Raw genomic sequence first — 24,845 nt, 5'->3', positions numbered from 1 at the left:
CACGACCGTTCGATCGGCCGCACGATGCGGGCGGCGTTCGCGCTGCGCCTGCTGCTTGCGCTGTGCCTGCTGTTGCCGATGGGCAGCGCATTCGCGCAGGCGCTGGCGGCGATCCCGGCGATGCAGTCGCCGGTGGTCGATACCACCGGCACGCTCGACGACGGCGCACGCGCGCAGCTCGATGCGCAGGCGCGCGCGCTGCAGCAGCGCAAGGGCAGCCAGTTGCAGATCCTGATGGTCGCGAGCACCCAGCCCGAGGACATCGATTCCTACGCGGTGCGCGCGTTCGACCAGTTCCAGCTCGGCCGCAAGGGCGTGTCCGACGGCGTTTTGCTGGTGGTCGCCAAGGACGACCGGCGCGTGCGCATCGAAGTCGGCTACGGTCTGGAAGGCGCGATCACCGACGCCCAGGCCGGACGCATCATCCAGGAATACATCACCCCGAAATTCCGCGAAGGCGATTACGCCGGCGGCCTCACCGACGCCACCGCGATGCTGACCAAGTTGATCGACGGCGAACCCTTGCCGCCGCCGCTGGCCGGCGACGAACCGATCGCGGGCCAGGCGGTCGCCTCGGGCATGGGCGGGCTGATCCTGGTGTTCGTCGTGGCGAGTTTCGCCAACGGGATCTTGAATATCTTCATCCGCCGCCTGCCGGCGTTGATTCGTGGCGGCATCTCGGGTGTGGTGTCGGCCTTCGTGGTCTGGCAGTTGTCGTCGTCGTTTTGGTTGGTGGCGGTGGCGGCCGTGGTCGGCCTGGTATTCGGCTTGCTCGGCGGCGGTGGCGGCATGTTCGTCAGCGGCGGCGGCTCGGGCGGCTACAGCGGTGGTGGCGGTTGGGGCGGTGGCGGCAGCAGCGGCGGCGGTGGCTGGTCGGGCGGCGGCGGGTCCAGCGGAGGCGGCGGCGCCTCGGGGAGTTGGTGATGCGTTGGCTGCGCCATTTGTTCGCGCCTTCGTCGCGGCGGGTGTTTCCGGCCGACAGCCTGGAGCGGATCGGCGAGGCGATCGCGGCCGGCGAACGTCACCACGGCGGCCAGTTGTGCTTCGCGGTCGAATCGCGGCTGAGCCTGGGCGAACTGCTCGACGGACGCGATGCGCGCGCCGCGGCGCACATCGCGTTCGCGCAACTGCGGGTGTGGGACACCGCGGCCAACAACGGCGTGCTGCTGTATCTGCTGCTGGCCGATCATCGGATCGAGATCGTCGCCGATCGCGGCTATGCCACGCGGGTCGGCGACGAGCGCTGGCAGGCGGTGTGCGAGGGTATTCAACAGGCCTTGGCCGCGGGCGAGGCCGAGGCGGCGGTGCTGGGCGGGATCGCGGCTTTGTCTGAGATCATCGCCGAGCACTTCCCGCGCGATGAATCTTTCGGTGAGTCGTCGTCGGGCGAGCCGTCTGCTGGCGAGCATGGCGGCGCGACGGGCGAGGGCAATGAGTTGCCGGATCGGCCGGTGCGGTTGTGAGCGATGCGGTGGCCAAACTGATCGAGCTCCAACCCCGATGAACCCCCGAGGTCTTTTGTGGGAGGGGCTTTAGCCCCGATGCTTTTCGCTCGGATCGCCCGAAACTACGCAGCGCCTGATCGGAAAGCGTCGGGGCTGAAGCCCCTCCCACAACAGACTTCGTGCCGGTCGTGACTTGATTTCACGACGGGTTCCGAAGCCCGATCCCGCCCGACCCGATGAAGCCGCGAGGTTTTTTGTGGGAGGGGCTTGAGCCCCGATGCTTTTCGCTCGGATCGCCCGAATCTACGCAGCACAGGATCGAAAAGCGTCCGGGTTCAAGCCCCTCCCACAACAGACTTCGTGCCGGTCGCGACTCGATTTCGCGACGGGTTCCGAAGCCCGATCCCGCCCGACCCGATGAAGCCCCGAGGTTTTTTGTGGGAGTGGCTTGAGCCCCGATGCTTTTCGCTCGGATCGCCCGAAACTACGCAGCGCCTGATCGGAAAGCGTCGGGGTTCAAGCCCCTCCCACAACAGACTTCGTGCCGATCGCGGCTTGATTTCACGATGGGTTCGGAAGCCCGATCCCGCCCGACCCGATGAAGCCGCGAGGTTTTTTGTGGGAGGGGCTTAAGCCCCGATGCTTTTCGCTCGGATCGCCCGAATCTACGCAGCGCCTGATCGAAAAGCGTCGGGGCTCAAGCCCTCCCACAAGGGCCTTCGTGCTGATCGAAGCCTGATTTCAGGATTGATTCCACGCCTCGATCCAGGTCGATTCAAAGGCCGATTCCATAGCCCGACCCGCGCCGATTCAATGCCGACTCAAGGCCGATTCCAAACCAATCCCACCCCCGCCCGAACCCACGCTGAAACCCGATCCGCGCCCGTACCCAGCGGCCGCAACCGGCACCCCGGCTGCGGGCGGCCTGGGGCACAATAAGCCGGTCATCCGCCCCCGAGCCGCCCCGCCGCATGACCATCCTGCACCAGATCGACCCGATCGCACTCCATCTCGGCCCGCTGCAAGTCCATTGGTACGGGATCATGTATCTGCTCGGGTTCGTCAGCGCCTGGTGGCTCGGCCGCCAGCGCGTGCGCGCCGGCCGGCTGCCCGGCGTCAGCGAGCAGGCCTACGGCGATCTGCTGTTCTACGCCATGCTCGGCGTGGTCCTCGGCGGCCGCATCGGCTACGTGTTCTTCTACAACTTCGCCGAACTCGTCAAAGACCCGCTGATGCTGGTGCGCATCTGGGAAGGCGGCATGAGCTTCCACGGCGGCCTGATCGGGGTGATGGTCGCGGCTTGGTGGTGGGCGCGTAGCCACCGCACCCACTTCTTCGACGTGATGGATTTCGTCGCCCCGCTGGTGCCGCCGGGCCTCGGCTTCGGCCGCCTGGGCAACTACATCGGCGGCGAGTTGTGGGGCAAGCCCACCGACGGCGGCTGGGGCGTGATCTTCCCGCGCGCGCCGGAGTTCGCCAACTGGACCACCCAGCAGCTGCAGACCCAGTACGCCGCCGGCGCGCTGGACCGCTACGCGCGGCATCCGTCGCAGTTGTATCAAGCCGCGCTGGAAGGCCTGGCGATGTTCGTGATCCTGTGGTGGTTCTCGCGCAAGCCGCGTCCGCGTTACGCGGTGTCGGGCATGTTCGCGCTGCTGTACGGCTGCTTCCGCTTCATCGTCGAATTCGTGCGCGTGCCCGATGCGCAGATCGGCGATCACGGCTACCTCGCGTTCGGCTGGTTGACCATGGGCCAGGTGCTGAGCACGCCGCTGATCCTGCTGGGCCTGTTCTGGCTGTGGCAGTCGACGCGTTCGCCGACCCTGCAACCGCAGTTGCCGACCGCCGAACCGGCCGACGCCGCCGCAACCGCGAACAAGGGCTGAGCCATGCAAAGCTACCTCGACCTGCTGCGTCACGTCCTCGATCACGGCACCGAAAAATCCGACCGCACCGGCACCGGCACGCGCAGCGTGTTCGGCTGGCAGTTGCGCTACGACTTGAACGCCGGCTTCCCGCTGCTGACCACCAAGAAGCTGCACCTGCGCTCGATCGTGCACGAGCTGCTGTGGTTCCTCAAAGGCGAGACCAACGTCGCTTACCTCAAGGACAACAAGGTCAGCATCTGGGACGAATGGGCCGACGCCGACGGCGAACTCGGCCCGGTCTACGGCAAGCAATGGCGGCGCTGGTCCGGCGCCGACGGCGTGGAGATCGACCAGATCCGCTGGGTGATCGACGAGATCAAACGCAATCCCGATTCGCGCCGGCTGATCGTCAGCGCCTGGAACGTCGCCGACCTGCCGAAGATGGCGCTGATGCCCTGCCACGCGTTGTTCCAGTTCTACGTCGCCGACGGCAAGCTCAGCTGCCAGCTGTACCAGCGCAGCGGCGACATCTTCCTCGGCGTGCCGTTCAACATCGCCAGTTATGCGCTGCTGACCCACATGGTCGCGCAGGTCTGCGGCCTGGGCGTCGGCGATTTCGTGCATACCCTCGGCGATGCGCATCTGTACAGCAACCACTTCGACCAGGCGCGCGAGCAGTTGTCGCGCACGCCGCGCGCGCTGCCGACGCTCAAGCTCAATGCGCAGGTGCGCGACATCTTCGATTTCACTTTCGACGACATCGCCATCGAAGGCTACGACCCGTTGCCGACGATCAAGGCGCCGATCGCGGTGTGATCGGCCAGACGCAGACAACGATGACCACGAGCTTCGGGCCAACCTGCGCACTGTCGGCCACCGTGTTGATGCTGGCGTTGTTGCCCGGGTGCGCGAGGCCGGGCGCGGCTCCGGCAAATTCGAATCCAGCTGCCGCGAGTGCGTCGGCTTCGAATTCGTCCGCTTCGAACCGCACCAAAGCCACGGCGGCGCCCGCCGATCCTGCCGCCACCGCCGAAGCCGCCGCCGACGCGTTCTATCGCGCCCACGCCGAGTTCGGCAGCTCCGGCCTGCCCGAAGGCGAGACGCTGCGGCACTACCGTCCCTTGCTGTCCAGGCGCCTGCTCGCATTGATCGCCGAAGCGACCGGCTATCGCGACGCCTTCGCCGCTGCGCATCCGGGCGACAAACCGCCGTACGGCGACGGCGATCTGTTCACCAGCCTGTTCGAAGGGCCGACCGGTTACAGACTCGGCAAGCGCACCGTGCTGGCGCCCGATCGCGAAAGCATCGAGGTCGAACTGACCTACAGCGAGCCGCGAACGCCGGATACGCACTGGACCGACCGCGCGCTGATGCTGCGCGAGGACGGACAGTGGAAGCTCGACGATATCGAATACGGCGGCCAATGGGATTTCGCCACCCGCGGCCGGTTGTCGGACGCGCTGCGCAGCCAAGAGTGACCATGCCACGGCGTTTGAAAGTCTGCTTTGCATCCTTGCTGGTCCTCGGTTCGATCGGCTGCATGCGCCCGACCGACGACATGGCGGTCGCGGCGCAGGACGCGGTGTCCATCCAGGCGACCGAGCGGAAGCCGCCGATTCCGCCGCCGCCGCCCGCGCCCGTCGTCGAACCGGGCGTGCGCGCCGAAGCGATCGCGGAACCGCCTCCGGTCGGCGACAGCGCGGCCGATGCGGTGCAGGCGTTCTATCGGATGCATAGGGAACTCAAGGCCAGCGGCCTGCCGGTGGGCGAAGACCTCGCGCGCTATCAACCGATGCTGTCCAGCCGCTTGCTCGCGCTGATGGCGCCGGCCGCGCGCGAGCGCGATCGGATGATCGCCGAGGCGCCGGGCATGAAGCCGCCGTACATCGAAGGGGATTTCTTCACCAGCAGGGACGACGGTGTGACCGCCTTCAAACTCGGCAAGCACATCGTACGGGCGGCGGATCTGGAAAGTTTCGAGATCGAATTCAGCTACGCCGAGCCTGCTGGAACCTCGCGCTGGACCGACCGCGTGCAGATGCGGCGCGAGGACGGGCGCTGGAAACTCGACGACGTCGAATACGGCGACGATCGCGATGACGGCCGGGATTTCGCAGTGCGTGGACGCCTGTCCGATACGCTCAAGCAGACCGAATAAACCGGCGTCCGCCCGCCGCGGGCGCCACAGCGCAGGAGTTGAGCATGACCGCCTTGGTACTGATCGCCGCACTCGACCGCAAACACGCCATCGGCCGCGACAACGCGCTGCCGTGGCGTCTGTCCGACGACCTCAAGCGCTTCAAGGCGCTGACTCTCGGCAAACCCCTGCTGATGGGGCGCAAGACCGCGCAATCGCTCGGCCGCGCGCTGCCGGGCCGGCGCAACCTGGTGCTGACCCGCTCAGGCGAGGCGCCGTTCGCCGGCATGGAAGCGGTGGGTTCGACCGAACAGGCGCTGGAGCTGGCGCAGGCCGACGGCGCGGCCGAGCTGTGCGTGATCGGCGGCGGCGAGATCTACGGCCTGTGTCTGCCGTCGGCCTCGCGCATGCACCTGACCCGGGTCGACACCGAGGTCGAAGGCGCCGATGCGTTCTTCCCGCGCTTCGATCGCGACGAATGGCGCGAAGTCTCGCGCGAGTCGCATCGCGCCGACGAACGCAACGAGTTCGGGTTCGAGTTCGTCGATTACGCGCGGATCGGAATGGACTGAGCGGCACCGCCGATCCGCACCGGCGAAGCTTGAAAGCCGTTGCGATCGCGCATCGGCGATTGCGGCACAGTGGCGAGGACGCGAGTGCGGCGACGGTCGCCGCCTCGCGCGCAGGAGAGACGACGCATGAGCGGAATCGGTTCCCTACGCGATATCGAGGCCCTGGAGCGCGCGGGGCCGCCGGCGCTGCCCGCCAGCACGCTCGAGATGATCCGCCAGGGCGCGGCGATCGATCCGGCCGCGCCGGCGCTGTCGTTCTTCCTGCGCACCGCCGACCACGCCCGCGCCGAGCGCTACGACTACGCGCAGTTGCTGCGGCAGATCCATCGCAGCGCCAATGCGTTTCATGCGCTCGGCGCGAATCGCGATTCGGTGATCGCCTACGTGCTGCCGAATCTGCCGGAAACCCATTTCGTGCTGTGGGGCGGCGAGGCCGCGGGGATCGTCATGGCGATCAATCCGCTGCTCGACGCGCAGGCGATCGGCGCGCTGCTGGCGCAGGCCGGCGCGACCCTCCTGGTGACCCTGGCGCCGTTTCCCGGCGTGGATCTGTGGCAGCGCGTATGCGCGGCCTTGCCGATGGCCGGCGACCTGCGGCATGTGCTGCTGGTCGATCTGGCCGCGCATGTGCCCGGGCCCAAGCGCGTGATCGCGCAACTGCTCGGCCGGCGCGAACGCTGGCGATTGCACGGCTGGAGCGGCGTGCGTGGCGCGGTGCCTGCGCGGATCGAGGTTCACGATTTCCACAATGCGTTGCGCGGCCATCATGGCGACGGCCTCGACAGCGGCCGCCGTATCGAACCGGGCGATCGCTCGTCCTACTTCTGCACCGGCGGCACCACCGGTCTGCCGAAGATCGCGGTGCGCACGCACGCCAACGAAGTGGCCAACGCCTGGAGCGCCGGCCAGTTCTTCGGCGACGACATGGGATCGAACAAGAATCTGTTCTGCGGCTTGCCGCTGTTCCACGTCAACGCGGCGATGGCGACCGGGCTGATGCCGTTCTCGCGCGGCGCGCACGTGATCCTCGGTACGCCGCAGGGCTATCGCGGCGAGGGCGTGGTGCCGCGGTTCTGGGAACTGGTCGAGCGTCACCGCATCCATTTCTTCAGCGGCGTGCCGACCTTGTACGCGGCGCTGATGCAGGTGCCGCTGGCCGGCCGCGACGTGTCGTCGCTGGAATACGGCCTGTGCGGCGCCGCGCCGATGCCGGTGGAGGTCATCCGCGGCTTTCAGCAGCGCACCGGGCTGAAGATTCTCGAAGGCTACGGGCTGACCGAATCGACCTGCGTGAGCAGTCTCAATCCGCCGCTGGGCGAACGCCGGATCGGTTCGATCGGCCTGCGCCTGCCCGGACAGCGCATGAAGGCGGTGCTGCTCGACGAGGCGGGCGCGTACCTGCGCGATTGCGCGGTCGACGAGGTCGGGGTGATCGCGATCAGCGGGCCTAACGTGTTCGCCGGTTACAAAGTCGAAGCGCACAATCGCGAGGTGTGGATCGACTGCGGCGACGGCCTGCGCTGGCTCAACACCGGCGATCTGGGCCGGCAGGACGCGGACGGTTATTTCTGGCTGACCGGGCGGCGCAAGGACCTGATCATCCGCGGCGGCCACAACATCGATCCGGCTTCGATCGAAGCGCCGCTGCACCGGCATCCCGCGGTGGCGATGGCGGCGGCGGTCGGGCGTCCCGACGCGCATGCCGGCGAGGTGCCGGTGGCGTATGTGCAGTTGCAGACCGGCGCGTCGGCGAGCGAGGACGAGCTGTTGGCGTTCGCGCGCGAGCACGTGGCCGAACGCGCCGCGGTGCCGCGCGCGATCCATGTGCTCGATGCCTTGCCGCTGACGCCGGTCGGCAAGATCTACAAACCGGCGTTGAAGCAGCGCGAGATCGTCGATGCCCTGGGCGAGGCGCTGCGCGCGGGCGGGGTGGAGGCGCAGGTGAGTGCGCGCGAGGATGGATCGCGCGGGGTCGTGGTCGAGGTGGAACTGCGCGATCAATCGCAGGCCGAGGCGGCGCAGCGGATTCTTGGGCTATTTGCGTTCGCGTTCGAGCTGCATGTGGATCGGGGTTGAGGCGAGCGAATCCGCCGGGTCGGCATGCTATGCCGCGCTGAAGATGCATCGAAATGCTTCGGATTCACGGCTCGGCCAAGAGGTCTTTTGTGGGAGGGAGCTTCAGCCCCGACGCTTTCCGATCCGGCGCGATGATCTGACAGAAAAGCGTCGGGGCTGAAGCCCCTCCCACAAAAAACCCCGCAGCGACTTCGCTGTTGTCTTGTCTGTGTCCAGGCTTGTCGCGATCAACGCGAAGCGGTCGCCGCCGCGTCGTCGCTCAGCACCGGCCGGTAATGCCCGGTGATCGGGTAATCGAACAGCACATCGTCTTCCTGGGTGCCGCGCGCGATGTTGTGCAGGATCAGCGGCCGCTGCCGATCCCAGGATTTGCGGTCCGACACGATGCCGATATGCGGCAGGCCGCCGTTGAGCTCCCAGGTGACCAGATCGCCGGCGCGGTAGTCGGCGGCGCGCGTGCTGACCGGCAGCGACCAGCGTTGGCGTTCGAACCAGCGGCGCAGGTTGGGCACGCGGCGATGGTCGATGTTGCGGTCGGTGGATTTCGCCCGCCAGATCGACGGGTACGCGGCGAAGTTCGCGCGCATGTCCTCGTGCACGGTCTGTTGCAGGTCCAGGCCCTGGCTGCGCAGCGCGCGGATCACTACGTCGGTACACACGCCGCGATCGGCGGCGACGTCGCCGCCGGGATAAGCCAGTTGCACGTAGGCAGGGTCGTACCGCCGCACCACGCCGACCTGGGCGCGCGCGGCGGCGACCAGGGGCGGCGACGCTGCCGCGGGTTCTGCGGATGGCGCCGGCCAGACCCTCACGGTCGTGCGTTCGGCCGGCGGCGAGGCGGGCTGCGAGCATGCGGCGACGAGCGCGGCGATCAGCAACGCAGGGACCGTTCGGGCGAAGGTCGTTGCCGCCATCGGTTTCGCCGTTACTGAAATCCGCGCCACTCGCGCGGGTGTGGCGAAGATTTGCCGCACACTGCGTGCAGGCCACGAGGATGGCTGCGATCGCGACCTTCCCTGGCGCATGCGCGTGCCTGGCTCAGTTAGGCTGACGCGGCGGCCGTGGCCGCGGCGGATGCGCCGGCACGTCGCGACCGGGGACCTGCACCAGCCGCAGTTCGTCGGTGTCGAGCTGCAGCGCGGTGAGCTTGCCGCCCCACACCGCGCCGGTGTCGATCGCATGCACGCCGTGGCCGATGAACAAGCCCAAGGTCGACCAATGCCCGCACACGATCTTGAGATCGCGCTCGGCGCGGCCGGGCACTTCGTACCACGGGTACAGGCCGACCGGCTGGGTGCCGGGGCTGCCCTTGTCCTCGAACGCGATGCGCCCGCGCGGCGTGCAGTAACGCAGGCGGGTGAAGATGTTGATGATCGCGCGGTGGCGGTCGATGCCGGCGAGTTTCGGATTCCAGGCCGGGCGATCGCCGTACATGTTCTTGAGCAGGCGCTTGTACTGATCGCTGTGCAGACGCTCTTCGACTTCGCGCGCGTGCCGCTCGGCCATCGCGGTGGTCCACTTCGGCGCGAGGCCGGCATGCACCATCATCCAGCCGAGCTTGCGGTCGACATGCACCAGTTTCTGCAGGCGCAGCCAGTCGAGCAGGGCCGGGCCGTCCTCGGCCAGGACGATGCGCTGCAGGTCGGGATTGACCTTGCGCTTCTCTTCCTCGGTGCGCTCGCCGATCGCCAGCAGCGACAGGTCGTGGTTGCCGAGCACGGTGGTGCTGTACTCGCGCAGCGAATGCACCAGCCGCAGCGTTTCCAGCGATTGCCCGCCGCGGTTGACCAGATCGCCGCAGAACCACAGCCGATCCTGCGCCGGATCGAACTTGATGCGTTCCAGCAGGCGCTGGGTCGCGTCGTAGCAGCCTTGCAGGTCGCCTATTGCCCAAACAGTCATGTGTCGTCCGCGCTCAGTGCAGGGTGCGCGGAATGGTGAGGGTGAACGTCGGCACCGGCGCTTCGAACTGGGTGCCGTCGTCGGCCACCATCGCGTAGCTGCCTTCCATCGTCCCCAGGCTGGTTTCGAGCACGGCGCCCGAGGTGTATTCGTAATCGTCGCCCGGCCGCAGCCAGGGCTGTTCGCCGACCACGCCGTCGCCGCGCACTTCCTGCACCTTGCCGTTGGCGTCGGTGATCACCCAGTGGCGCGAGATCAGGCGCGCGGGAATCTTGCCGGCGTTGCGGATGTGGATGGTGTAGGCAAAGACATAGCGATCCTGCTCCGGCTCGGACTGGTCGTCCAAGTAGCGGGTCGCGACATCGATGTCGAAGGCGTAGTCGTGGCGTTGCGGTTCCATGGCGGCAGTTTAAGCATATGGAGCGACGACGGGAACGGCTGTGACCGAGATGGCCGCACCGATATTCAGGGCGGGACCATGTGCATTTCGCGTGATGCTCGATTGGAAATTAAGTGTTGAAACTCGAATATTGACTTGAAATCCCAGTCGGGCACGATGTCCGCATTGAGAAAATCGCGGAAATCGTCGAATGTCCGGTCGCTTTCTATTTCTATTTTTAACGCTGGTGGTGACGGTAGGCGGCCTTGCGATCTATCGCCTTGAAGACCGGGCGAGCAGCGAAGAGGGAAAAGCCGAATCAGTACAGTCAGCGACTAATCGGTCGTCGCAACCGGCCCGAGTGGAGGCAATCGGCTTGGGCCCATCGGGTTCAACTGCCCCTGTTACGGTCAATATGGCCCATCAATCGAGATTTGACGCCAGCGAAGACTTGCGAGCGTTGGTGGATCAATTGCAGGCCGCTTCGGCCGGAGGCGACGGAACGGCAACGCGGCTGATCGGCAAAGCTTACGAAGAGTGTTTCATCGTCGCACTCAACGGACTGGCGTCTTTTCAGCGCGATCAAGAGCACAGGCTGAAACTGGAAGCCGATCAACAAGCCCGAGAGGGAACTGCCCTGGCTTTTGCGCGCGTGGCACAGCGCTGCGCGGGTTTCAACGGCGATGCGCTGAAGTTGACGCAAGTCGAGGCCATGAGGGACAAGGCGGCTTCGCAAGGAAATCTGGCCGCGATTGCCGAGCAGTTCCGCCATCGCATGGTAGCGGGCGAGGCGGCCTACGGCGCGAAAGAACAAGCGGACCTGGCCAGACGGATACTCGCATCGAAGGACCCTGAAGCCGTGGCAGCCATGGCTGAACTGATGGGAGATGTTGCGGCGTCGCGCACCAGCGATCTCGCGCCGTTTCCTGCCGGCAGCACTCGCGCTGAAGCTGCGTGGCAGCTAGCTGCTTGCGACCTGGGACGTAACTGCGGTGTGCAGGGCTCGTATTTGAGCACTGTCTGCGTGAGCGTCGGCCTGGGTTGCAGGTCGAGCACTGTCCAAGACCTCTATCGACGGGAGTTGCTGCCGCCCGCGGAGTTTGAGAAGGCAAGGCAGTTGGCCGGTCAATTAGTCAGTTATGGAAGGCAAAAATGAAAGGAATGATTGGAAAGTCTGCGTGGTTTGGAGGGCTGTTGTTTATCAGCGGCGTCGTTCTGGCCGCTGCGATCATTATTCGCGCGAGCGACGAGAATTATGGAAATCTGTCCAATGTGCTGGGCACCAGCATTGCGTCGGAAGCTGAAATTCGAACAGCCGGTCTCTCGCAGGCGGCGGTTCGTTATAGACAGATTTCCGGGCAAAGCAGTCTGCCGGTCGGGTCGGAATTTACCATGGTCTGGGAAGATGGCTCATCCGAACGGGCGTCCATCAACAGTAGAGTTTCCTCTTTGGGCGCCACGCCTATTCCTGGGTCTCAGAGGGGACCCGTTGGCGGTTGCGGCGCCCATGTGGTGTGTTTGCCCCGCTGATTCGGCGACACCAGACGGCATTATGTTCAGTGGAAACAAAAACTGACTTGTTGCGCCGCTGATTTTTCGGCTTGGCCGGCTGCTATCTCTGTGCCCGGTCAACGATCCGGATCACTCGCTTAATCCGGATCGTTGGTCGTTCCGGTATCGGCCTCAACCTGCGCATTGGCCTTGAGCCAATTGGCCAGGGCCACGAAATCGGCGACGTCGATCTGCTCGGCGCGCGCATCCGGGCGCAGGCCGGCGGCTTCGATCGCGGCGCCTTCGCAGATGCGCGACAGGGCGTTGCGCAGGGTCTTGCGGCGTTGGCCGAAGGCGTCGCGGACCACGCGCGCGAACAGCGCGCGGTCGTCGATGCCGATCTTCGCGGGCGGGTGCGGGATCATCCGCACCACCGCCGAATCGACCTTCGGCGGCGGACGGAATGCGCCGGGCGGCACGTCGAACAGCGCGATCACCTGGCAATACGCCTGCAGCATGACGCTGAGCCGGCCATAGACCTTGCTGCCGGGGCCGGCGGCCATGCGGTCGACCACTTCCTTTTGCAGCATGAAGTGCATGTCGACGATCGAGCCGGCGTGGTCCAGGGCATGGAACAGGATCGGCGAGGACAGGTTGTAGGGCAGGTTGCCGACCAGGCGGATCGGGCTTTCGTTGGCGAGCGCGCTGAAATCCACGGTCAGCACGTCGCGGTGGATCACTTCCAGGGTGCCGTGGGCGCGCGCGCCTTCGCTGAGCGGGAAGATCAGGTCGCGGTCGAACTCGATCACGGTCAGTTCGCCGTGGCGGTCCAGCAGCGGGAAGGTGATCGCGCCCTGGCCCGGGCCGATCTCGACCAGGCGGTCGCCGGGCTTGGGGTCCACGGCCTGCACGATCATCGAGATGATGCCCTGGTCGTGCAGGAAGTGCTGGCCCAGGTGCTTTTTCGCCTCGGCGAAAAAGCCTTTGGATGATGCTTTGGTTTCGGGCTTGAAGCCCTTTCCGTGGCTCTTGGCGGTGCCGGTCATGGCGTGCCTCCGGGCAGGTTGCGGCGGGTGCGCGCGATGCGCGCGCAGGTGTCGGCGGCGGCGATCAGGCTGGACGGGTCGGCCAGGCCGCGCCCGGCGAGGTCCAGCGCGGTGCCGTGATCGACCGCGACGCGCGGGTAGGGCAGGCCCAGGGTCAGGTTCACCGCGCGCTCGAAGCCGCTGTATTTGAGCACCGGCAGGCCCTGGTCGTGGTACATCGCCAGGACCGCGTCGAAGCCTTGCAGCTTGGCCGGCAGGAAGGCGGTGTCGGCCGGCAGCGGGCCGATCAGGTCCAGGCCTTCGGCGCGCAGCGCGGCCATGACCGGTTCGATCACTTCGATCTCTTCCATGCCCAGGTGCCCGGCTTCGCCGGCATGCGGGTTCAGGCCGAGCACGGCGATGCGCGGCCGGGCGATGCCGAAATCGCGGCGCAGGGCGGCGTCGACGGTGCGCAAGGTGCGGCTCAGCGCGCCGGGCTCGATCGCGTCGGCGACCGCGCGCAGCGGCAGGTGGGTGGTGGCCAGCGCGACGCGGACGATGTCGTTGGCCAGCATCATCACCACCTCGCGCCCGGCCTGCTGCGCCAGCAGTTCGGTGGTGCCGGTGTAGGCGATGCCGCCGGCGTTGATCACGGCCTTGTGGACGGGACCGGTGACCACGCCGTCGAAACGGCCGTCCAGGCAGCCCTGGGCGCTGTCGAGCAGGGCCTGGATCACCGCCGCGGCGTTGGCCGGCTCGGGCGTGCCGAAGGCCGGGTGGACCGGGTTGGGAATTTCGACCAGGGCCAGTTCGCCGGGCGCCCGCGAGGGGCGATCGGGCGGCAGCAGGGTCAGGGGCAGGCCGAGCGCGTCGGCCGCGGCGCGCAGGCTGCGCGGATCGGCGAAGCCGACCAGATCGTAATCGCGCGGCCGTTGCAGCAGCCGCACGCACAGCTCCGGCCCGACGCCGGCCGGCTCGCCCGGCACCAGCGCGAGCCGGGGCGGGGTCACGTCAGCTGCCGGCGGGCTTGGCGGTCGGCAGGGTGGTCTCGGTGCCGGGCTGGTTGCCCTCCGAACCCTTGCCGACGCGGAAGTCCACGTAGGCTTCGCCGCGCTTCTCGCGCAGGAAGCGGTTCCACTCTTCTTCCAGCTTGCGGCGGCCGATGGTCTCCTGGACCTGGGCGCGCTTGCTCTGGTCGGCGACGTCGCTCTCGCGCGTGCCCAGGCGCTGGACGATGTGGTAGCCGGCGCTGGTGTGGATCGGCTGCGAGACTTCGTTGTCGGCCAGGCCGGTGACGGCGCCGCCGAACTCGGGGCCGAATTCGTCCTTCATGAACCAGCCCAGGTCGCCGCCCTTGCTCTGGGTGCCGAGGTCTTCGGAGCTTTCCTTGACCACGTCCTCGAACTTGGCGCCGCCGGCGATGCGCGCGCGCAGGGTCTCGGCCTTGGCCTTGGCCTGCGCTTCGCTGACCTGGTCGCTGACCCGGACCAGGATGTGGCGGGCGTGGTACTGGGTGACCATCTGCGGCGCCGATTTCGAGGCGTCGCGGACTTCGACCAGCTTGAGCAACTGGAAGCCGCTCGGGCCGCGCATCGGGGCGGTGATCTGGCCCGGCTTCATCTGCTTCATCAGGTCGCTGAACGCGGCCGGGATTTCGTCGGCGTTGCGCCAGCCCAGGTCGCCGCCTTCCAGCGCGTTGGGGCTGTCGGAATAGCGCACGGCGGCGGCGTTGAAGTCCATCTCGCCCTTGTCGATCAGCGCCTTGACGCCGTCGACCTTCTTCTGCGCGGTCGCGATCTGCTCGGCGGTCGCGCCCTCGGGCAGGGCCACGAGGATGTGGGCGAGGTGGTACTGGGTGCCGGTGTTGGCCTGCGCGGACAGCGCGGCGTCGACTTCGGCGTCGCTGACCGTGACCCGGGTCTGGGCGAAACGCTGGCGCAGGCGCTGGACCAGCAGTTCGTCGCGGATCGAGGCGCGGAAATCGGTGTAGCTGCTGCCGTCGCGGGTCAGCTGCTGGCGCAGCTGTTCGACGCTGATCTTGTTGGATTGGGCGATGCCGCCGATGGCCTGATCGATTTCCTGATCGGTCACGCGCACGCCGGTGCCCTGGGCCTGGGCGACCTGGATCTTGAGCAGGATCAGGCGCTCGAGCACCTGCTTTTCCAGCACGTCGCGCGGCGGCAACTGCTCGCTGCGGCCGGCGTACTGGGTCAGGATGTTGGCGACCGCGCGATCGAGCTCGGTCTTGAGGATCACGTCTTCGTCGACGACGGCGGCGATACGATCGATCGGCTGCACGTCCTGGGCGTGGACGGCCCCGCCGAACAGCAGGCCACCGGCAATCAGGCCGGCGAGCAACGGACTCGCGAAAAGTTTGGTCATAGGGTCGGGTCGAGGGTCGAGTCGTCGGCGTCGTTGCCGCTGTTCTGGCGGCTGACCGTGGGGGACGGCGGCGCCAGATACAGGTCGTCGCGGTTATAGCCGAGAATAGCACGGCGCAAAACGCGCTCCGTGTTCTGGCCGGCGGAGCCTAGGCCCTTGAGCTCGAACTCCACCTGAAGCGAGCTGTTGAGGTCTTCGGAACGATTGCGCTGGTAGCGGCGGGCGATCAGGCGCACCGCCAGGCAGCAGCTTTCCCACTGCACGCCGGCGATCTGCTCGAGCGGACGCTTGTCCTTGATCGAGTAGTAGTAGCGGCCGACCATGCTCCAGTTGTTGTTGATCGGGTACAGGAACGAGAAGTCGGCCTGCTCGAACTGATCGCGCTGGTCGCGCGGCGCGGTCGGCGGCACCGACAGGTTGCGGCGGTAGCGGTAGGCGAAGTTGACCACGCCGGCGTCGCCGAACAGATAGCGCGCGCGCAGGGTGGCCAGGTCCTCGCTGCGCAGGCGCGGGTCCCACTGGTAGGTGGCGTTGATCGTCCAGCGGTCGCTCGGCGAGACGCTGACGTCGGCGACCCAGGCCGACTTGCCCTGCTTGATCGGGGTTTCGGCGCCGGCGACCACGCGGATGTCGTCGAAGTACTGGATCTGGCCGATGCTCGCCGCCAGGCGCTCGCGGCCGTCCTCGGAATTGATCAGGCGGGTGGTCAGCGCGGTGGTCAGCTGGTTGGCGTCGGTCTGGCGATCGGCGCCGGAGTAGCGGTTGTCGCGGAACAGCGCGCCCCAGCTGAACGACATCGGGTTGGTGTCGAACAGCGGGATGCCGCCCTGGTCGCGGTACGGCGCGCGCAGGTAGAACACCCGCGGCTCCAGGGTGTGCAGGTAGTTTTCGCCGCGGATTTCGGTCTCGCGGTCGAAGTACATGCCCGCGTCGATCGAGGTGATCGGCAGGCTGCGGCTGGGCGACTTGTCGTAGAAGCTGCGCACCAGCTCGGGCGTGTTGGGCACGTTGTTGTCGGTGGCGAAGGCCGCGGCCTGGCTGACCGCGAGCTGCTGGGCGAGGTCGCCGTCGAGCTCGTACGCGGTATAGCGCCAGGCCAGCTTGGGCCGGATGAACCAGGCCGAGCCTTCCAGCGGGAAGCTCACATAGGGCTTGATGTCGAAACGGCTGCCGCCGGGGATCTCGCGGCGCAGGCCGACCGGCGCGGCCGGATCGCCCGGGGTGAACTTCATGTCCTCGTGCTGGAAGCGCACCGCCTCGGTGTCCAGGCCGGTCTCGACCCACTTGCCCCAGGGCTGGGCCCAGTGGAAGGTCGCGCGCGGCAGGCGGTCGTAGGCCAGCGAGTTTTCCTGCAAGGTGAAGTCGGCCAGCTGGTTGTGGTCGGCGATGATGCTCGCGTCCCAGTAGCGGCCGCGGCCGTACAGGCCGATTTCGCTGCGCAGCGAGATCGCCGACTGGCCGTACAGGCTGTTGCTGAAGTCCTGCAGGTAGTACTTGTCGCTGACCCAGGCCAGGTTGGCGCCGGCGTACCAGGCGCCGTCCAGGCGGTGCTGGGTCTTGAGCGCGAACTCGCCGCGGTTCTTCTCCGGCAGGCGGTCCTTCGGAATCTCGAACAGGCCGTTGGGGTCGTTGCGGCGGTAGTCGGTGTAGCGGCCGCGATCGTTGCCGGGCAGGTCGTCGTTGGGCATCCAGTTGGCCGAGACCTCGCCGGAGCCGCGCTCGTACAGCCAGCGGAACTCGCCGCCCATCGCCACGCCGCGCTTGCTCATGTAGCGCGGGAACAAGGTGGCGTCGTAGTTCGGCGCCAGGTTGAGGTAGATCGGCTGGCGCCAGTCGAAACCGTTCTTGCCCGACAGGCCGATGTTCGGATACAGCAGGCCGGTGCGGCGCTGGTCGTCGATCGGGAACATGAACCACGGCACGTACAGCACCGGGATCTTGCCGATGCGCAAGGTCGCGTTGCGCGCCACGCCCATGCCCCTCTCGGTGTCCAGGTCGATGCGGTGCGCGCGCAGTTCCCAGGCGCGCTGGTTGGGCGCGCAGGTCGAGTAGGTCGAACCGTGCAGGGCGCCCTTGGCGCCGTTCAATTCGATCTGCTCGGCGCCGCCGTTGCCGCGACGCGAGGTCAGCTGGTATTCGACGTCGTCGATGCGGTGCTGGTCGGCGTTCTGGTCGCCCTCGGCGTGCTCGGCGACCATGCGCATGCTCGAGTCCTGGTAGCGCACGTGGCCTTCGGCCGTGTACTTGCCCGACTCCTGGTTGTAGCTGAGCTTGTCGGTGCCCAGGAACTGGTCGCCGCGGCTGAGCCGGACGTTGTCCTGGACCACGATGTTCTGCTCGTCGCTGCCGCGCTGCAGGGTGCCGCCGTCGATGTCGGTCGGCTGGGCGGCGCGCTGGTCGGCGGTGCCGGTGGGCGCGGGGGCGTCGTCGAAGGACGGCACCGCGTCGATCAGCGGGCACAGCCCCCAATTCTCGTTGTCGTCCGCCGCGTAAGCGGGCAGGGCGATGGCGATGCACAACGATAACGGGAGCAGGCGAAAGGGTTTGCGCACGCGAGCATCCGGCAGACGGAAAAACGGCCGTTAGCTTGCCGTATCCCTTGCAAGCGGGCAACGCGAGCGCCATCTATCGGGCTTCGGCGTTCATCTTCCGCGAACGCCGTATCGATCCGCTTGCCTACCCAGGAGGACGTCATGAGCCAGCACCCCCACCCGAACCGGGACCCGTCCGCCCCCGCCGCGGCCGAACCGCAGGCCACCGTGGTCGCCAAGAGTGAAGCTGAATGGCGCGAGCAATTGTCGCCAGAGCAATACGCGGTCTGCCGTTGCTCGGCCACCGAGCGGGCCTTCACCGGCAAGTTCTGGAACCACAAGGAGGCCGGCACCTACACCTGCGTGGCCTGCGGCGAGCCTTTGTTCTCCTCGGACGCCAAGTACGACTCGGGCAGCGGTTGGCCGAGCTACTGGCAGCCGTTGGCACCTGGAGCGGTCAGCGAGCATGCCGACGAGAGTCACGGTATGCGCCGGATCGAGGTCAAATGTGCGCGTTGCGACTCGCACCTGGGGCACTTGTTTCCGGATGGTCCCAAGCCGACCGGGTTGCGGTACTGCATCAACTCGGCGTCGTTGGGGTTCGAAGGGACGGGTGAGGGCAAGGCTTCGGGTGGGTGATTGGCGGTCGGTGGTGAGTGCCGATTGATGAGTCCTGCGCTGCGCTTGGCTGCCGGCGGCTTCGCGGGCGGGTGTGCTGCGCTGCGCGGGTGGCCGCTCGAGGGCGGTCGTGGCTTGGGCCCGCCATAGGCCGCTCTTGCAAGACCTGCGCAGCGGTCATTGCGCCGATCGTGCATGAGCGGATCGCCACCGGCATCGCCTACCTGTAGGAGCGGCGCGAGCCGCGACCGCGCCATCACGACAACCTCGCAAGCTGCGTCGTAGGTGCGGTCCCGCGGTCGCGACTCGCGTCGCTCCTACAGGAAGGCCAGGCAGCTTCGGCTTGAGCCTGATGCCGCGCAGTCCATCCAGCGCTGCGCGGGTGGCCGCCCGATGGCGGTAGTGACTTGGGCTGCCATAGGCCGCCCTTGCAAGACCTGCGCAGTGGTCATTGCGCCGATCGCGCATGAGCGGATCGCAATCCGCATGGCCTCCCTGTAGGAGCGGCGCGAGCCGCGACCGCGCCATCACGACAACCTCGCAAGCTGCGCCGTAGTTGCGGTCCCGCGGTCGCGACTTGCGTCGCTCCTACAGGAAGGCCAGGCAGCTTCGGCTTGAGCCTGATGCCGCGCAGTCCAGCCAGCGCTGCGACGCTTGTAACTCGCGAGAACAAAAGCACACCCGGAGGGCGACGCGCATGGATGCGCGTCGCGCGCCACCGGGACATGGATGTCCCGTGTGGCGCATGCCTGCGTCAGCACCGCACTTGCGGGCACTTGATTCAAAGAAAAGCATTTTTCTTTGGTTACCTTTCTTTTGTTGCTTTAGACAAAAGAAAGTAACTCGGCCGCTTGCGGACGAAAGCCGTTGATCTTGCCTTTGTGGCTTCAAAGGCTCCACGGCTTCAAAGCTATGAAGCCTTTTAGGAGCTGCAAGCAAGATCAAAAGCTTCCGCCACTAAAGCGGCGGGTAACTTTCTTTTGTCCAGAGCCACAAAAGAAAGTCACCAAAGAAAAAGGCGTTCCTGTTTCGAATCAAGAGCCCGCAAGATCGATGCATACGCGGGGGTAGGCCACACAGGACATCCATGTCCTGGGTGGCCTACGGCACGCATCCATGCGTGCCGCCCTTCGGGCCTGCTTTTGCATCGCGAGTTACAAGCCGCGCCGGGCCAAAAGCTCAAGATCAAAGGCAAAGGCAAAGGGGAAGGCGAAGGCGAAGGCGAAGCGGCTTTGCTCGCGTATGCGCGCAATCGCTCAACCGACGGCCTCAATCAGGAAAGGTTGAGAACCTGCTCGCGCAATTCGCGAGCCGCCCGAGCGCAAACCGCACTCAGGCCATCAACGCACCCACATGCGCCACCGCGCTCTCGCGCAACGCCGCCAGGTCGTAGCCGCCTTCCAGCATCGATACCACCCGACCCAAGGCATGCCGATCGGCGATCGCCACCAGTTCGCGGGTGATCCAGGCGAAGTCCTCGCCCTCGAGTTCCACCTGCGCCAGCGGATCGCGCTTGTGCGCATCGAAACCGGCCGAGATCAGCACCAGCTGCGGGCGGAACGAATCGATCGTCGGCAGCAGGCGTTCGCGCCATACGCGGCGGAAGCCGTCGCTGCCGGTGCCGGGCGCGAGCGGGGCGTTGACGATATTGCCCACGCCGCGCTCATGCACCGAACCGGTGTCCGGGTACAGCGGCATCTGGTGCGAGCTGACGTACATCACTCGCGCGTCGCTGTCGAAGATCGCCTGGGTGCCGTTGCCGTGATGCACGTCGAAATCGATCACCGCCACCCGCGACAGGCCGTGCTTCTCGCAGGCGTGCGCGGCGGCTACGGCGATGTTGTTGAACAGGCAGAAGCCCATCGCCACCTCGAAGGTGGCGTGATGGCCGGGCGGGCGCACCGCGCAGAACACGCGCCGGGTTTCGCCCTTGAGCACCGCGTCGACCGCGGCCACGCCGGCGCCGGCCGCGCGCAGCGCGGCTTCGGCCGAGCCGGGCGCGAGCACGGTGTCGGGGTCCAGGTGCATCGGGCCGTCGAGCGCGGTGTCGAGCACCAGCGCCAGCAGTTCGTCGGTGTGCGCGCGCAGCAGCTGGCCGCGGCTGGCGGCGGGCGCTTCGCGCCAATCCAGATCCGGGAAGGCTTCGCGCAATGCTTCGGTGACCGCGACCAGACGCAACGGCCGCTCGGCATGACCCGGGCCGGGATCGTGACGGGTGCAAGCCGGATGCGTGTAGATGCGCACGGTCAGCCCTTGCGGCGTTCGTGGTTCCAGGTGACCTCGCCGTGGCCGCTCGCGCGTGCGAGCACGCGGGCGAGCACGAACAGCAGGTCGGACAGGCGATTGAGATAGCGCACCGCTTCGGGCCGGATGCTTTCCTGCCGCGACAGCGCGACGGTCTCGCGTTCGGCGCGGCGCACCACGGTGCGCGCGATGTGGCAGCGCGCCGCGGCTTCGCCGCCGGCCGGCAGGATGAATTCCTTCAGCGGCGGCAGGTCTTCGTTATGGCCGTCGAGCCACTGTTCCAGCCGATCGATGTCGGCATCGAAGATCGCCGCATGGCCGGGGATACACAGCTCGGCGCCGAGGTCGAACATCTGGTGCTGGATCGCGACCAGTTGATCGCGCACCAGCTGCGGCAACTCGCTCGCCAGCACCAGGCCGATGGTCGAATTGGCTTCGTCGACCGTGCCGTAGGCATCGACGCGCGCCGAATCCTTGCCGGTGCGGCTGCCGTCGCCCAGGCCGGTGCTGCCGTCGTCGCCGGTGCGGGTATAGATTTTCGAAAGACGGTTGCCCATCGATCCGCGCCGCCCGATCAGCGCTTGCGCGCGTCGTCGGAACGGCCCGGCAGCGCGTCGGTCTTGCTCGCGCCGGCGGCGATCGCCTGGACCAGCGTGGCGATGCCGACGTAGGTCGCGGTGGTGCGCAGGTACGGCAGCAGCCATTCGAAATAATTCGCGGCCCAGCCGGCGACCGACTTGTTGGCGACCGAGTCCGACAGCCAGTAGAAGCTGCCCTGGCTCAGCAGCTGGCACAGCGCGACCGACGCGAGCAGCGCGACCGCGGTCAGGCCGAGCGTGCGCCAGCTGCGCGAGTAATTGCGCGCGACCCACAGGCCGCCGGCCCACATCGCGAAGTACGCCGGCACCAGGAACCAGTACGCCGCCGACACGCAGTAGTGCTGCCAGAAGCTCATGCCCTGGCCGGTGATCACCGCGTAGTCGATCGCCACCGCCAGCACCATCAGCAGCGGGAACGCCCAGCGGGTCCAGTTGCGCAGGTAGAAGCCGCCGATGAAGAACACCGCCCACGACGCATCCGGAATCGGCGTCCAGTGATTGACGCGGGTGCCGATCATCAGCACGGCGAGCAGGGCGAGGATGAGGGTGCGTTGGGTGTTCGGCTTCATGGCCAGGGCTCCTGACGCCGGACTGGCGCGTCGATCCGCACATTCTAAGGAACCTGCGGGGAAAGTGCCGGTTTGGTTGGGGCGGGGGCGCAGGTGGGGCGCTAAGTGATTGATTCGACAAGTCTGAGAGAAAGGCGTCGGGCTTGAAAGCCCTCCCACAAAAGACTTCGTGGGTTCCAGGCGCGTGAAGCTGCGATCCTTTGGTGGGAGGGCCTTTCAGGCCCGACGCGGCTGGTTCCGCCGCCGCGCCGCGACGATGTGGCGCCCGCATCCACCCCGATCCGAACAGACGCTGCACGGACGCGGTCGTATCATGAACGCATGACTTCAGATGCAAAGCCGCAGATGCCTTCCACCCCCGCGCCGCACGCCAGTCACGACGTCCTGATCGTCGGTGGCGGCCTGGTCGGGGCCAGTCTCGCGATCGCCCTGGACCGGCTCGGCCTGGATGTGGGCCTGATCGAAGCCGCGCCGCCCGGCGCATTGCCGGCGGTGTTCGACGAACGCAACCTCAGCTTCGCCGAAGCCACCCTCAACGCGCTCAATGCGCTCGGTGTGATGGCCAAGCTGCGCGCGCCGACCGGTTCGATCCGGCGCATCCACATCAGTCGGCGCGGCGATTTCGGTCGCACGGTGCTCGACGCGCAACGCTACGGTCGCGAGGAATTCGGCCGCATCGTGGTGGCGCGCGATTTCGGCGAAGCGCTGGAAGCGCGCTTGGCCGAACTGCCGCGCCTGCATCGCTACCGGCCGGTGCGGTTCGTCGGTCTGGCCGACGAAACCTGCACGCGTGATGCCGGCTCGCTAGATCAAACCCAAGCACGCGACGGCGATGACGCCTCTCGACGCGGCGTAGGCGCTGGTGCCGGCGCGGGCTCCGAGTGGCGTGCGATCCGGGTCGCCGATGGCGCGGGCGAACGCGTCCTGCGCGCGCGGCTGCTGGTCGCCGCCGACGGCACCCGCAGCGGCGTGCGCGACGCGCTGGGCATCGCCGCGGACGAATACGACTACGGCCAGACCTTGTTCGTCACCCGCGTGCGCAGCGAGCGCGCGCCCGACGGCACCGCCTACGAGCGCCTCGGCGACGACGGCCCGACCGCGTTGTTGCCGCGCGGCGATCGCCACTACGGTTTCATCCACGGCGTCGCCAACGACGAGGCCGCCGCGGTGGCCGCGCTCGACGAAGCGGGGTTTCTCGCCCGCGCGCAGGACGCGTTCGGCTGGCGCGCGGGACGCTTCGTGGCCTGCGGCGCGCGCAGTCTGTACCCGGCGATCCGCGTGCTCGCCGCCCGCACCGTCGCACCGCGCGCGGTGCTGGTCGGCAATGCCGCGCAGACCATCCATCCCATCGGCGCGCAGGGTTTCAACCTGGGCTTGCGCGATGCGATGACCCTGGCCGAATTGATCGAACACGATCTTGCCGCGAGCGCGGACAAGGCCGACTGCGGCAGCGCCGATCTGCTCGAGCGTTACGCGCGGCGGCGTCAGCCCGATCGCGACAGCACCATCGAATTCTCCGACGGCCTGGCGCGATTGGGCTCTAACGAAACCGCGTTGATGCGCCCGTTGCGCAGCCTGGGGTTGTTTGCGCTCGATCGTCTGCCGACGGCGCAGTCGCTCTTGGTCGGCGGCGCGATGGGCTATCGCGGCGACGTGCCGGCGCTGTGTCGCGGCGGTGAGCCGGCGCTGCGCGGAGGCCGCGCATGAGCCGGCGCGACGCGTTGGACATCGTCGTGGTCGGCGCGGGCGTGGTTGGCGCAGCGGCGGCGCTGGCGTTCGCTCGCGACGGTTTCGAGGTGGCCTTGGTCGAAGCGCGCGAACCCGCGCCGTGGTCGCCCGAACATCCGGACCTGCGCGTGTACGCGTTCGCGCCCGACAACGCCGCGTTTATGCACGATCTGGGCGTATGGACCGAGGTGCAGGCCGCGCGGCTGCAGCCGTATCGCGCGATGCGGGCGTGGGACGCGGCCGGCGGCGGCGAATTGCATTTCGATGCCGACGCGTTCGGCCGGCGCGAGTTGGGCTGGATCGTCGAGCACGGCGTGTTGGTCGATCGTCTGTGGTCGGCCTTGCCGGCAGCCGGCGTGCATCTGCATTGTCCGGACGCGGTCGAAGCCCTCGAGCACGATGCCGCCGACGGTGTCGGCGTGGTGCTCGCCAGCGGACGCCGCCTGCGCGCGCGGCTGGTGGTCGCGGCCGACGGCGCGCAATCGCGATTGCGCGAACTGGCCGGTATCGAGGCGCCCGCGCACGATTACGGCCAGCGCGGGCTGGTCGCCTACGTCGACAGCGAACTGAGCCACGAAGCGACCTGCTGGCAGCGTTTTCTGCCGGGCGGGCCGCTGGCGTTCCTGCCCGCGGTCGGCGAGCCCGGCGCGCGCGACCGCCGCAGTTCGATCGTCTGGACCTTGCCCAATGCCGAAGCCGAGCGGCTGTTGACGCTGGACGACGCGGCGTTCCTCGACGAACTCGGACGCGCGTTCGCCGGACGTCTGGGCGCCTTGACCGGTGTATCCGAGCGCGCTGCGTTCCCGTTGCGGCGCCAGTTGGCCGAGCGTTATGTCGCCGGCCGCGTGGTCATCGCCGGCGATGCCGCGCACGTGGTGCATCCGCTGGCCGGGCAGGGCGTCAATCTGGGGCTGCGCGACATCTCCGGCCTGCGCGGCGCGCTGGCGCAGGCGCGCAAGCGCGGCCTCGACATCGGCTCGCCCGCGCGCCTGCAACGCTGGGCGCGCGAACGCCGCAGCGAGAACGCGCTGGCGGCGTATGGGTTCGATGGCTTGAACAAGCTGTTCTCGAACGACGACTTCGCCGCGACGATGCTGCGCGGACCGTTGCTCGGACTGGCCGGCAAGCTGCCGCCGTTGACGCATTATTTCTGGCGGCGTGCGGCGGGGGTTTGAGCCACCCCACCCCGCGCAGTTCCGATTTCTTTTGTGGGAGGGAGCTTCAGCCCCGATGCTTTCGGCTCAGATCGCCGCATTCTTCAGTGAAGTTACTGGCGATC

General features: G+C 67.4%; 22 protein-coding genes and 1 pseudogene. 13 read left to right on the top strand and 10 right to left on the bottom strand.

Translation table 11 applies throughout. The features are described 5' to 3' along the window. Window positions 1-24 precede the first annotated feature (24 nt). From KME82_RS19390 to KME82_RS19355, 8 genes are all read left to right on the top strand, one after another. The gene (locus KME82_RS19390; RefSeq protein ID WP_215499136.1) at window positions 25-924 is read left to right on the top strand and encodes a TPM domain-containing protein; all 900 of its coding nucleotides are present in this window, start codon (window positions 25-27) and stop codon (window positions 922-924) included. Then, the gene (locus tag KME82_RS19385) at window positions 924-1,463 is read left to right on the top strand and encodes a TPM domain-containing protein (RefSeq protein WP_215495463.1); all 540 of its coding nucleotides are present in this window, start codon (window positions 924-926) and stop codon (window positions 1,461-1,463) included. The genes KME82_RS19390 and KME82_RS19385 overlap by 1 nt, the downstream gene beginning before the upstream one ends. A 953-nt stretch (window positions 1,464-2,416) precedes the next feature. Further along, the gene (gene lgt, locus KME82_RS19380; RefSeq protein ID WP_215495462.1) at window positions 2,417-3,331 is read left to right on the top strand and encodes a prolipoprotein diacylglyceryl transferase; all 915 of its coding nucleotides are present in this window, start codon (window positions 2,417-2,419) and stop codon (window positions 3,329-3,331) included. A gap of 3 nt (window positions 3,332-3,334) precedes the next feature. Further along, complete coding sequence (locus KME82_RS19375; RefSeq protein ID WP_215495461.1) at window positions 3,335-4,129, top strand: thymidylate synthase; 795 nt, start codon at window positions 3,335-3,337, stop codon at window positions 4,127-4,129. A gap of 20 nt (window positions 4,130-4,149) precedes the next feature. Next, window positions 4,150-4,791, top strand: coding sequence for a hypothetical protein (locus tag KME82_RS19370; RefSeq protein ID WP_215495460.1), 642 nt, complete (start codon window positions 4,150-4,152; stop codon window positions 4,789-4,791). Window positions 4,792-4,853: 62 nt separating this feature from the next. After that, complete coding sequence (locus KME82_RS19365) at window positions 4,854-5,471, top strand: DUF3828 domain-containing protein (protein WP_215495459.1); 618 nt, start codon at window positions 4,854-4,856, stop codon at window positions 5,469-5,471. Between the two features lie 44 nt (window positions 5,472-5,515). Continuing rightward, window positions 5,516-6,022 carry a dihydrofolate reductase gene (locus tag KME82_RS19360; RefSeq protein WP_215495458.1) on the top strand — a complete coding sequence of 169 codons (507 nt, stop codon included), beginning with the start codon at window positions 5,516-5,518 and terminating at the stop codon, window positions 6,020-6,022. Between the two features lie 126 nt (window positions 6,023-6,148). Continuing rightward, the gene (locus KME82_RS19355) at window positions 6,149-8,098 is read left to right on the top strand and encodes an acyl-CoA synthetase (RefSeq protein WP_215495457.1); all 1,950 of its coding nucleotides are present in this window, start codon (window positions 6,149-6,151) and stop codon (window positions 8,096-8,098) included. A 227-nt stretch (window positions 8,099-8,325) separates the two neighbouring features. Here the strand turns inward: KME82_RS19355 and KME82_RS19350 are convergent, their stop codons facing one another. The 3 genes from KME82_RS19350 to apaG all read right to left on the bottom strand — a co-directional run bounded on the left by KME82_RS19350 (window position 8,326) and on the right by apaG (window position 10,400). Then, window positions 8,326-9,012: a DUF1287 domain-containing protein gene (locus KME82_RS19350; protein ID WP_215495456.1), complete on the bottom strand. Its 687-nt coding sequence runs from the start codon at window positions 9,010-9,012 to the stop codon at window positions 8,326-8,328. 124 nt (window positions 9,013-9,136) lie between these two features. Then, window positions 9,137-10,000, bottom strand: a complete 864-nt coding sequence (locus tag KME82_RS19345) for a symmetrical bis(5'-nucleosyl)-tetraphosphatase (protein ID WP_215495455.1) — start codon at window positions 9,998-10,000, stop codon at window positions 9,137-9,139. A gap of 13 nt (window positions 10,001-10,013) precedes the next feature. Continuing rightward, window positions 10,014-10,400 carry a Co2+/Mg2+ efflux protein ApaG gene (gene apaG, locus KME82_RS19340; RefSeq protein ID WP_056112969.1) on the bottom strand — a complete coding sequence of 129 codons (387 nt, stop codon included), beginning with the start codon at window positions 10,398-10,400 and terminating at the stop codon, window positions 10,014-10,016. 190 nt (window positions 10,401-10,590) lie between these two features. On the opposite strand from apaG, the gene KME82_RS19335 reads away from it, so the two are divergent. Then, window positions 10,591-11,535 carry a hypothetical protein gene (locus KME82_RS19335; RefSeq protein WP_215495450.1) on the top strand — a complete coding sequence of 315 codons (945 nt, stop codon included), beginning with the start codon at window positions 10,591-10,593 and terminating at the stop codon, window positions 11,533-11,535. Then, on the top strand, window positions 11,532-11,909 hold the full coding sequence (locus KME82_RS19330) for a hypothetical protein (RefSeq protein WP_215495449.1): 378 nt from the start codon (window positions 11,532-11,534) through the stop codon (window positions 11,907-11,909). Before KME82_RS19335 ends, KME82_RS19330 begins: the two co-directional genes overlap by 4 nt. 119 nt (window positions 11,910-12,028) lie before the next feature. Here the strand turns inward: KME82_RS19330 and rsmA are convergent, their stop codons facing one another. The 4 genes and pseudogenes from rsmA to lptD all read right to left on the bottom strand — a co-directional run bounded on the left by rsmA (window position 12,029) and on the right by lptD (window position 17,829). After that, a complete protein-coding gene (rsmA, locus tag KME82_RS19325; RefSeq protein ID WP_215495448.1) occupies window positions 12,029-12,916 on the bottom strand; it encodes a 16S rRNA (adenine(1518)-N(6)/adenine(1519)-N(6))-dimethyltransferase RsmA in 888 nt (295 codons plus the stop codon). Further along, window positions 12,913-13,905, bottom strand: coding sequence for a 4-hydroxythreonine-4-phosphate dehydrogenase PdxA (gene pdxA / locus KME82_RS19320; protein ID WP_215495454.1), 993 nt, complete (start codon window positions 13,903-13,905; stop codon window positions 12,913-12,915). The genes rsmA and pdxA overlap by 4 nt, the downstream gene beginning before the upstream one ends. Further along, window positions 13,900-15,277, bottom strand: a pseudogene (locus KME82_RS19315) (peptidylprolyl isomerase); the annotation flags it as partial. The pseudogene KME82_RS19315 and the gene pdxA, both read right to left, overlap by 6 nt. Continuing rightward, the gene (lptD, locus tag KME82_RS19310; protein ID WP_215495446.1) at window positions 15,274-17,829 is read right to left on the bottom strand and encodes an LPS assembly protein LptD; all 2,556 of its coding nucleotides are present in this window, start codon (window positions 17,827-17,829) and stop codon (window positions 15,274-15,276) included. The pseudogene KME82_RS19315 and the gene lptD, both read right to left, overlap by 4 nt. A gap of 141 nt (window positions 17,830-17,970) precedes the next feature. On the opposite strand from lptD, the gene msrB reads away from it, so the two are divergent. Further along, on the top strand, window positions 17,971-18,447 hold the full coding sequence (gene msrB / locus KME82_RS19305) for a peptide-methionine (R)-S-oxide reductase MsrB (RefSeq protein WP_215495445.1): 477 nt from the start codon (window positions 17,971-17,973) through the stop codon (window positions 18,445-18,447). A 1,311-nt stretch (window positions 18,448-19,758) separates the two neighbouring features. Here the strand turns inward: msrB and KME82_RS19300 are convergent. Genes KME82_RS19300 through KME82_RS19290 form a run of 3 tightly spaced genes read right to left on the bottom strand, consistent with a single transcriptional unit; the run spans window position 19,759 to window position 21,838 of the window. Beyond that, the gene (locus tag KME82_RS19300) at window positions 19,759-20,670 is read right to left on the bottom strand and encodes a histone deacetylase family protein (protein ID WP_215495444.1); all 912 of its coding nucleotides are present in this window, start codon (window positions 20,668-20,670) and stop codon (window positions 19,759-19,761) included. A 2-nt stretch (window positions 20,671-20,672) separates the two neighbouring features. Further along, window positions 20,673-21,227 carry a cob(I)yrinic acid a,c-diamide adenosyltransferase gene (locus KME82_RS19295; RefSeq protein ID WP_036115608.1) on the bottom strand — a complete coding sequence of 185 codons (555 nt, stop codon included), beginning with the start codon at window positions 21,225-21,227 and terminating at the stop codon, window positions 20,673-20,675. Between the two features lie 17 nt (window positions 21,228-21,244). Further along, window positions 21,245-21,838, bottom strand: a complete 594-nt coding sequence (locus KME82_RS19290; protein ID WP_215495443.1) for a hypothetical protein — start codon at window positions 21,836-21,838, stop codon at window positions 21,245-21,247. A 345-nt stretch (window positions 21,839-22,183) separates the two neighbouring features. On the opposite strand from KME82_RS19290, the gene KME82_RS19285 reads away from it, so the two are divergent. Beyond that, complete coding sequence (locus KME82_RS19285) at window positions 22,184-23,545, top strand: 2-octaprenyl-6-methoxyphenyl hydroxylase (protein WP_215495442.1); 1,362 nt, start codon at window positions 22,184-22,186, stop codon at window positions 23,543-23,545. Beyond that, on the top strand, window positions 23,542-24,741 hold the full coding sequence (locus tag KME82_RS19280; RefSeq protein WP_215495441.1) for an FAD-dependent oxidoreductase: 1,200 nt from the start codon (window positions 23,542-23,544) through the stop codon (window positions 24,739-24,741). Before KME82_RS19285 ends, KME82_RS19280 begins: the two co-directional genes overlap by 4 nt. The last annotated feature ends 104 nt before the right edge of the window (window positions 24,742-24,845 follow it).

The sequence above is a fragment of the Lysobacter capsici genome, assembly GCF_018732085.1.
Classification (GTDB): Bacteria; Pseudomonadota; Gammaproteobacteria; order Xanthomonadales; family Xanthomonadaceae; genus Lysobacter; species Lysobacter capsici_A.
This window is presented reverse-complemented; position numbering and strand designations above follow the sequence as displayed.

Coding starts and splice junctions, on each gene's coding strand:
- KME82_RS19345 (WP_215495455.1), bottom strand. CDS start 10,000: ATGACTGTTTGGGCAATAGGCGACCTGCAAGGCTGCTACGACGCGACC.
- KME82_RS19375 (WP_215495461.1), top strand. CDS start 3,335: ATGCAAAGCTACCTCGACCTGCTGCGTCACGTCCTCGATCACGGCACC.
- KME82_RS19330 (WP_215495449.1), top strand. CDS start 11,532: ATGAAAGGAATGATTGGAAAGTCTGCGTGGTTTGGAGGGCTGTTGTTT.
- KME82_RS19360 (WP_215495458.1), top strand. CDS start 5,516: ATGACCGCCTTGGTACTGATCGCCGCACTCGACCGCAAACACGCCATC.
- KME82_RS19370 (WP_215495460.1), top strand. CDS start 4,150: ATGACCACGAGCTTCGGGCCAACCTGCGCACTGTCGGCCACCGTGTTG.
- KME82_RS19355 (WP_215495457.1), top strand. CDS start 6,149: ATGAGCGGAATCGGTTCCCTACGCGATATCGAGGCCCTGGAGCGCGCG.
- KME82_RS19390 (WP_215499136.1), top strand. CDS start 25: ATGCGGGCGGCGTTCGCGCTGCGCCTGCTGCTTGCGCTGTGCCTGCTG.
- KME82_RS19295 (WP_036115608.1), bottom strand. CDS start 21,227: ATGGGCAACCGTCTTTCGAAAATCTATACCCGCACCGGCGACGACGGC.
- KME82_RS19385 (WP_215495463.1), top strand. CDS start 924: ATGCGTTGGCTGCGCCATTTGTTCGCGCCTTCGTCGCGGCGGGTGTTT.
- KME82_RS19290 (WP_215495443.1), bottom strand. CDS start 21,838: ATGAAGCCGAACACCCAACGCACCCTCATCCTCGCCCTGCTCGCCGTG.
- lgt (WP_215495462.1), top strand. CDS start 2,417: ATGACCATCCTGCACCAGATCGACCCGATCGCACTCCATCTCGGCCCG.
- KME82_RS19350 (WP_215495456.1), bottom strand. CDS start 9,012: ATGGCGGCAACGACCTTCGCCCGAACGGTCCCTGCGTTGCTGATCGCC.
- KME82_RS19285 (WP_215495442.1), top strand. CDS start 22,184: ATGCCTTCCACCCCCGCGCCGCACGCCAGTCACGACGTCCTGATCGTC.
- rsmA (WP_215495448.1), bottom strand. CDS start 12,916: ATGACCGGCACCGCCAAGAGCCACGGAAAGGGCTTCAAGCCCGAAACC.
- apaG (WP_056112969.1), bottom strand. CDS start 10,400: ATGGAACCGCAACGCCACGACTACGCCTTCGACATCGATGTCGCGACC.
- msrB (WP_215495445.1), top strand. CDS start 17,971: ATGAGCCAGCACCCCCACCCGAACCGGGACCCGTCCGCCCCCGCCGCG.
- KME82_RS19365 (WP_215495459.1), top strand. CDS start 4,854: ATGCGCCCGACCGACGACATGGCGGTCGCGGCGCAGGACGCGGTGTCC.
- KME82_RS19280 (WP_215495441.1), top strand. CDS start 23,542: ATGAGCCGGCGCGACGCGTTGGACATCGTCGTGGTCGGCGCGGGCGTG.
- KME82_RS19335 (WP_215495450.1), top strand. CDS start 10,591: ATGTCCGGTCGCTTTCTATTTCTATTTTTAACGCTGGTGGTGACGGTA.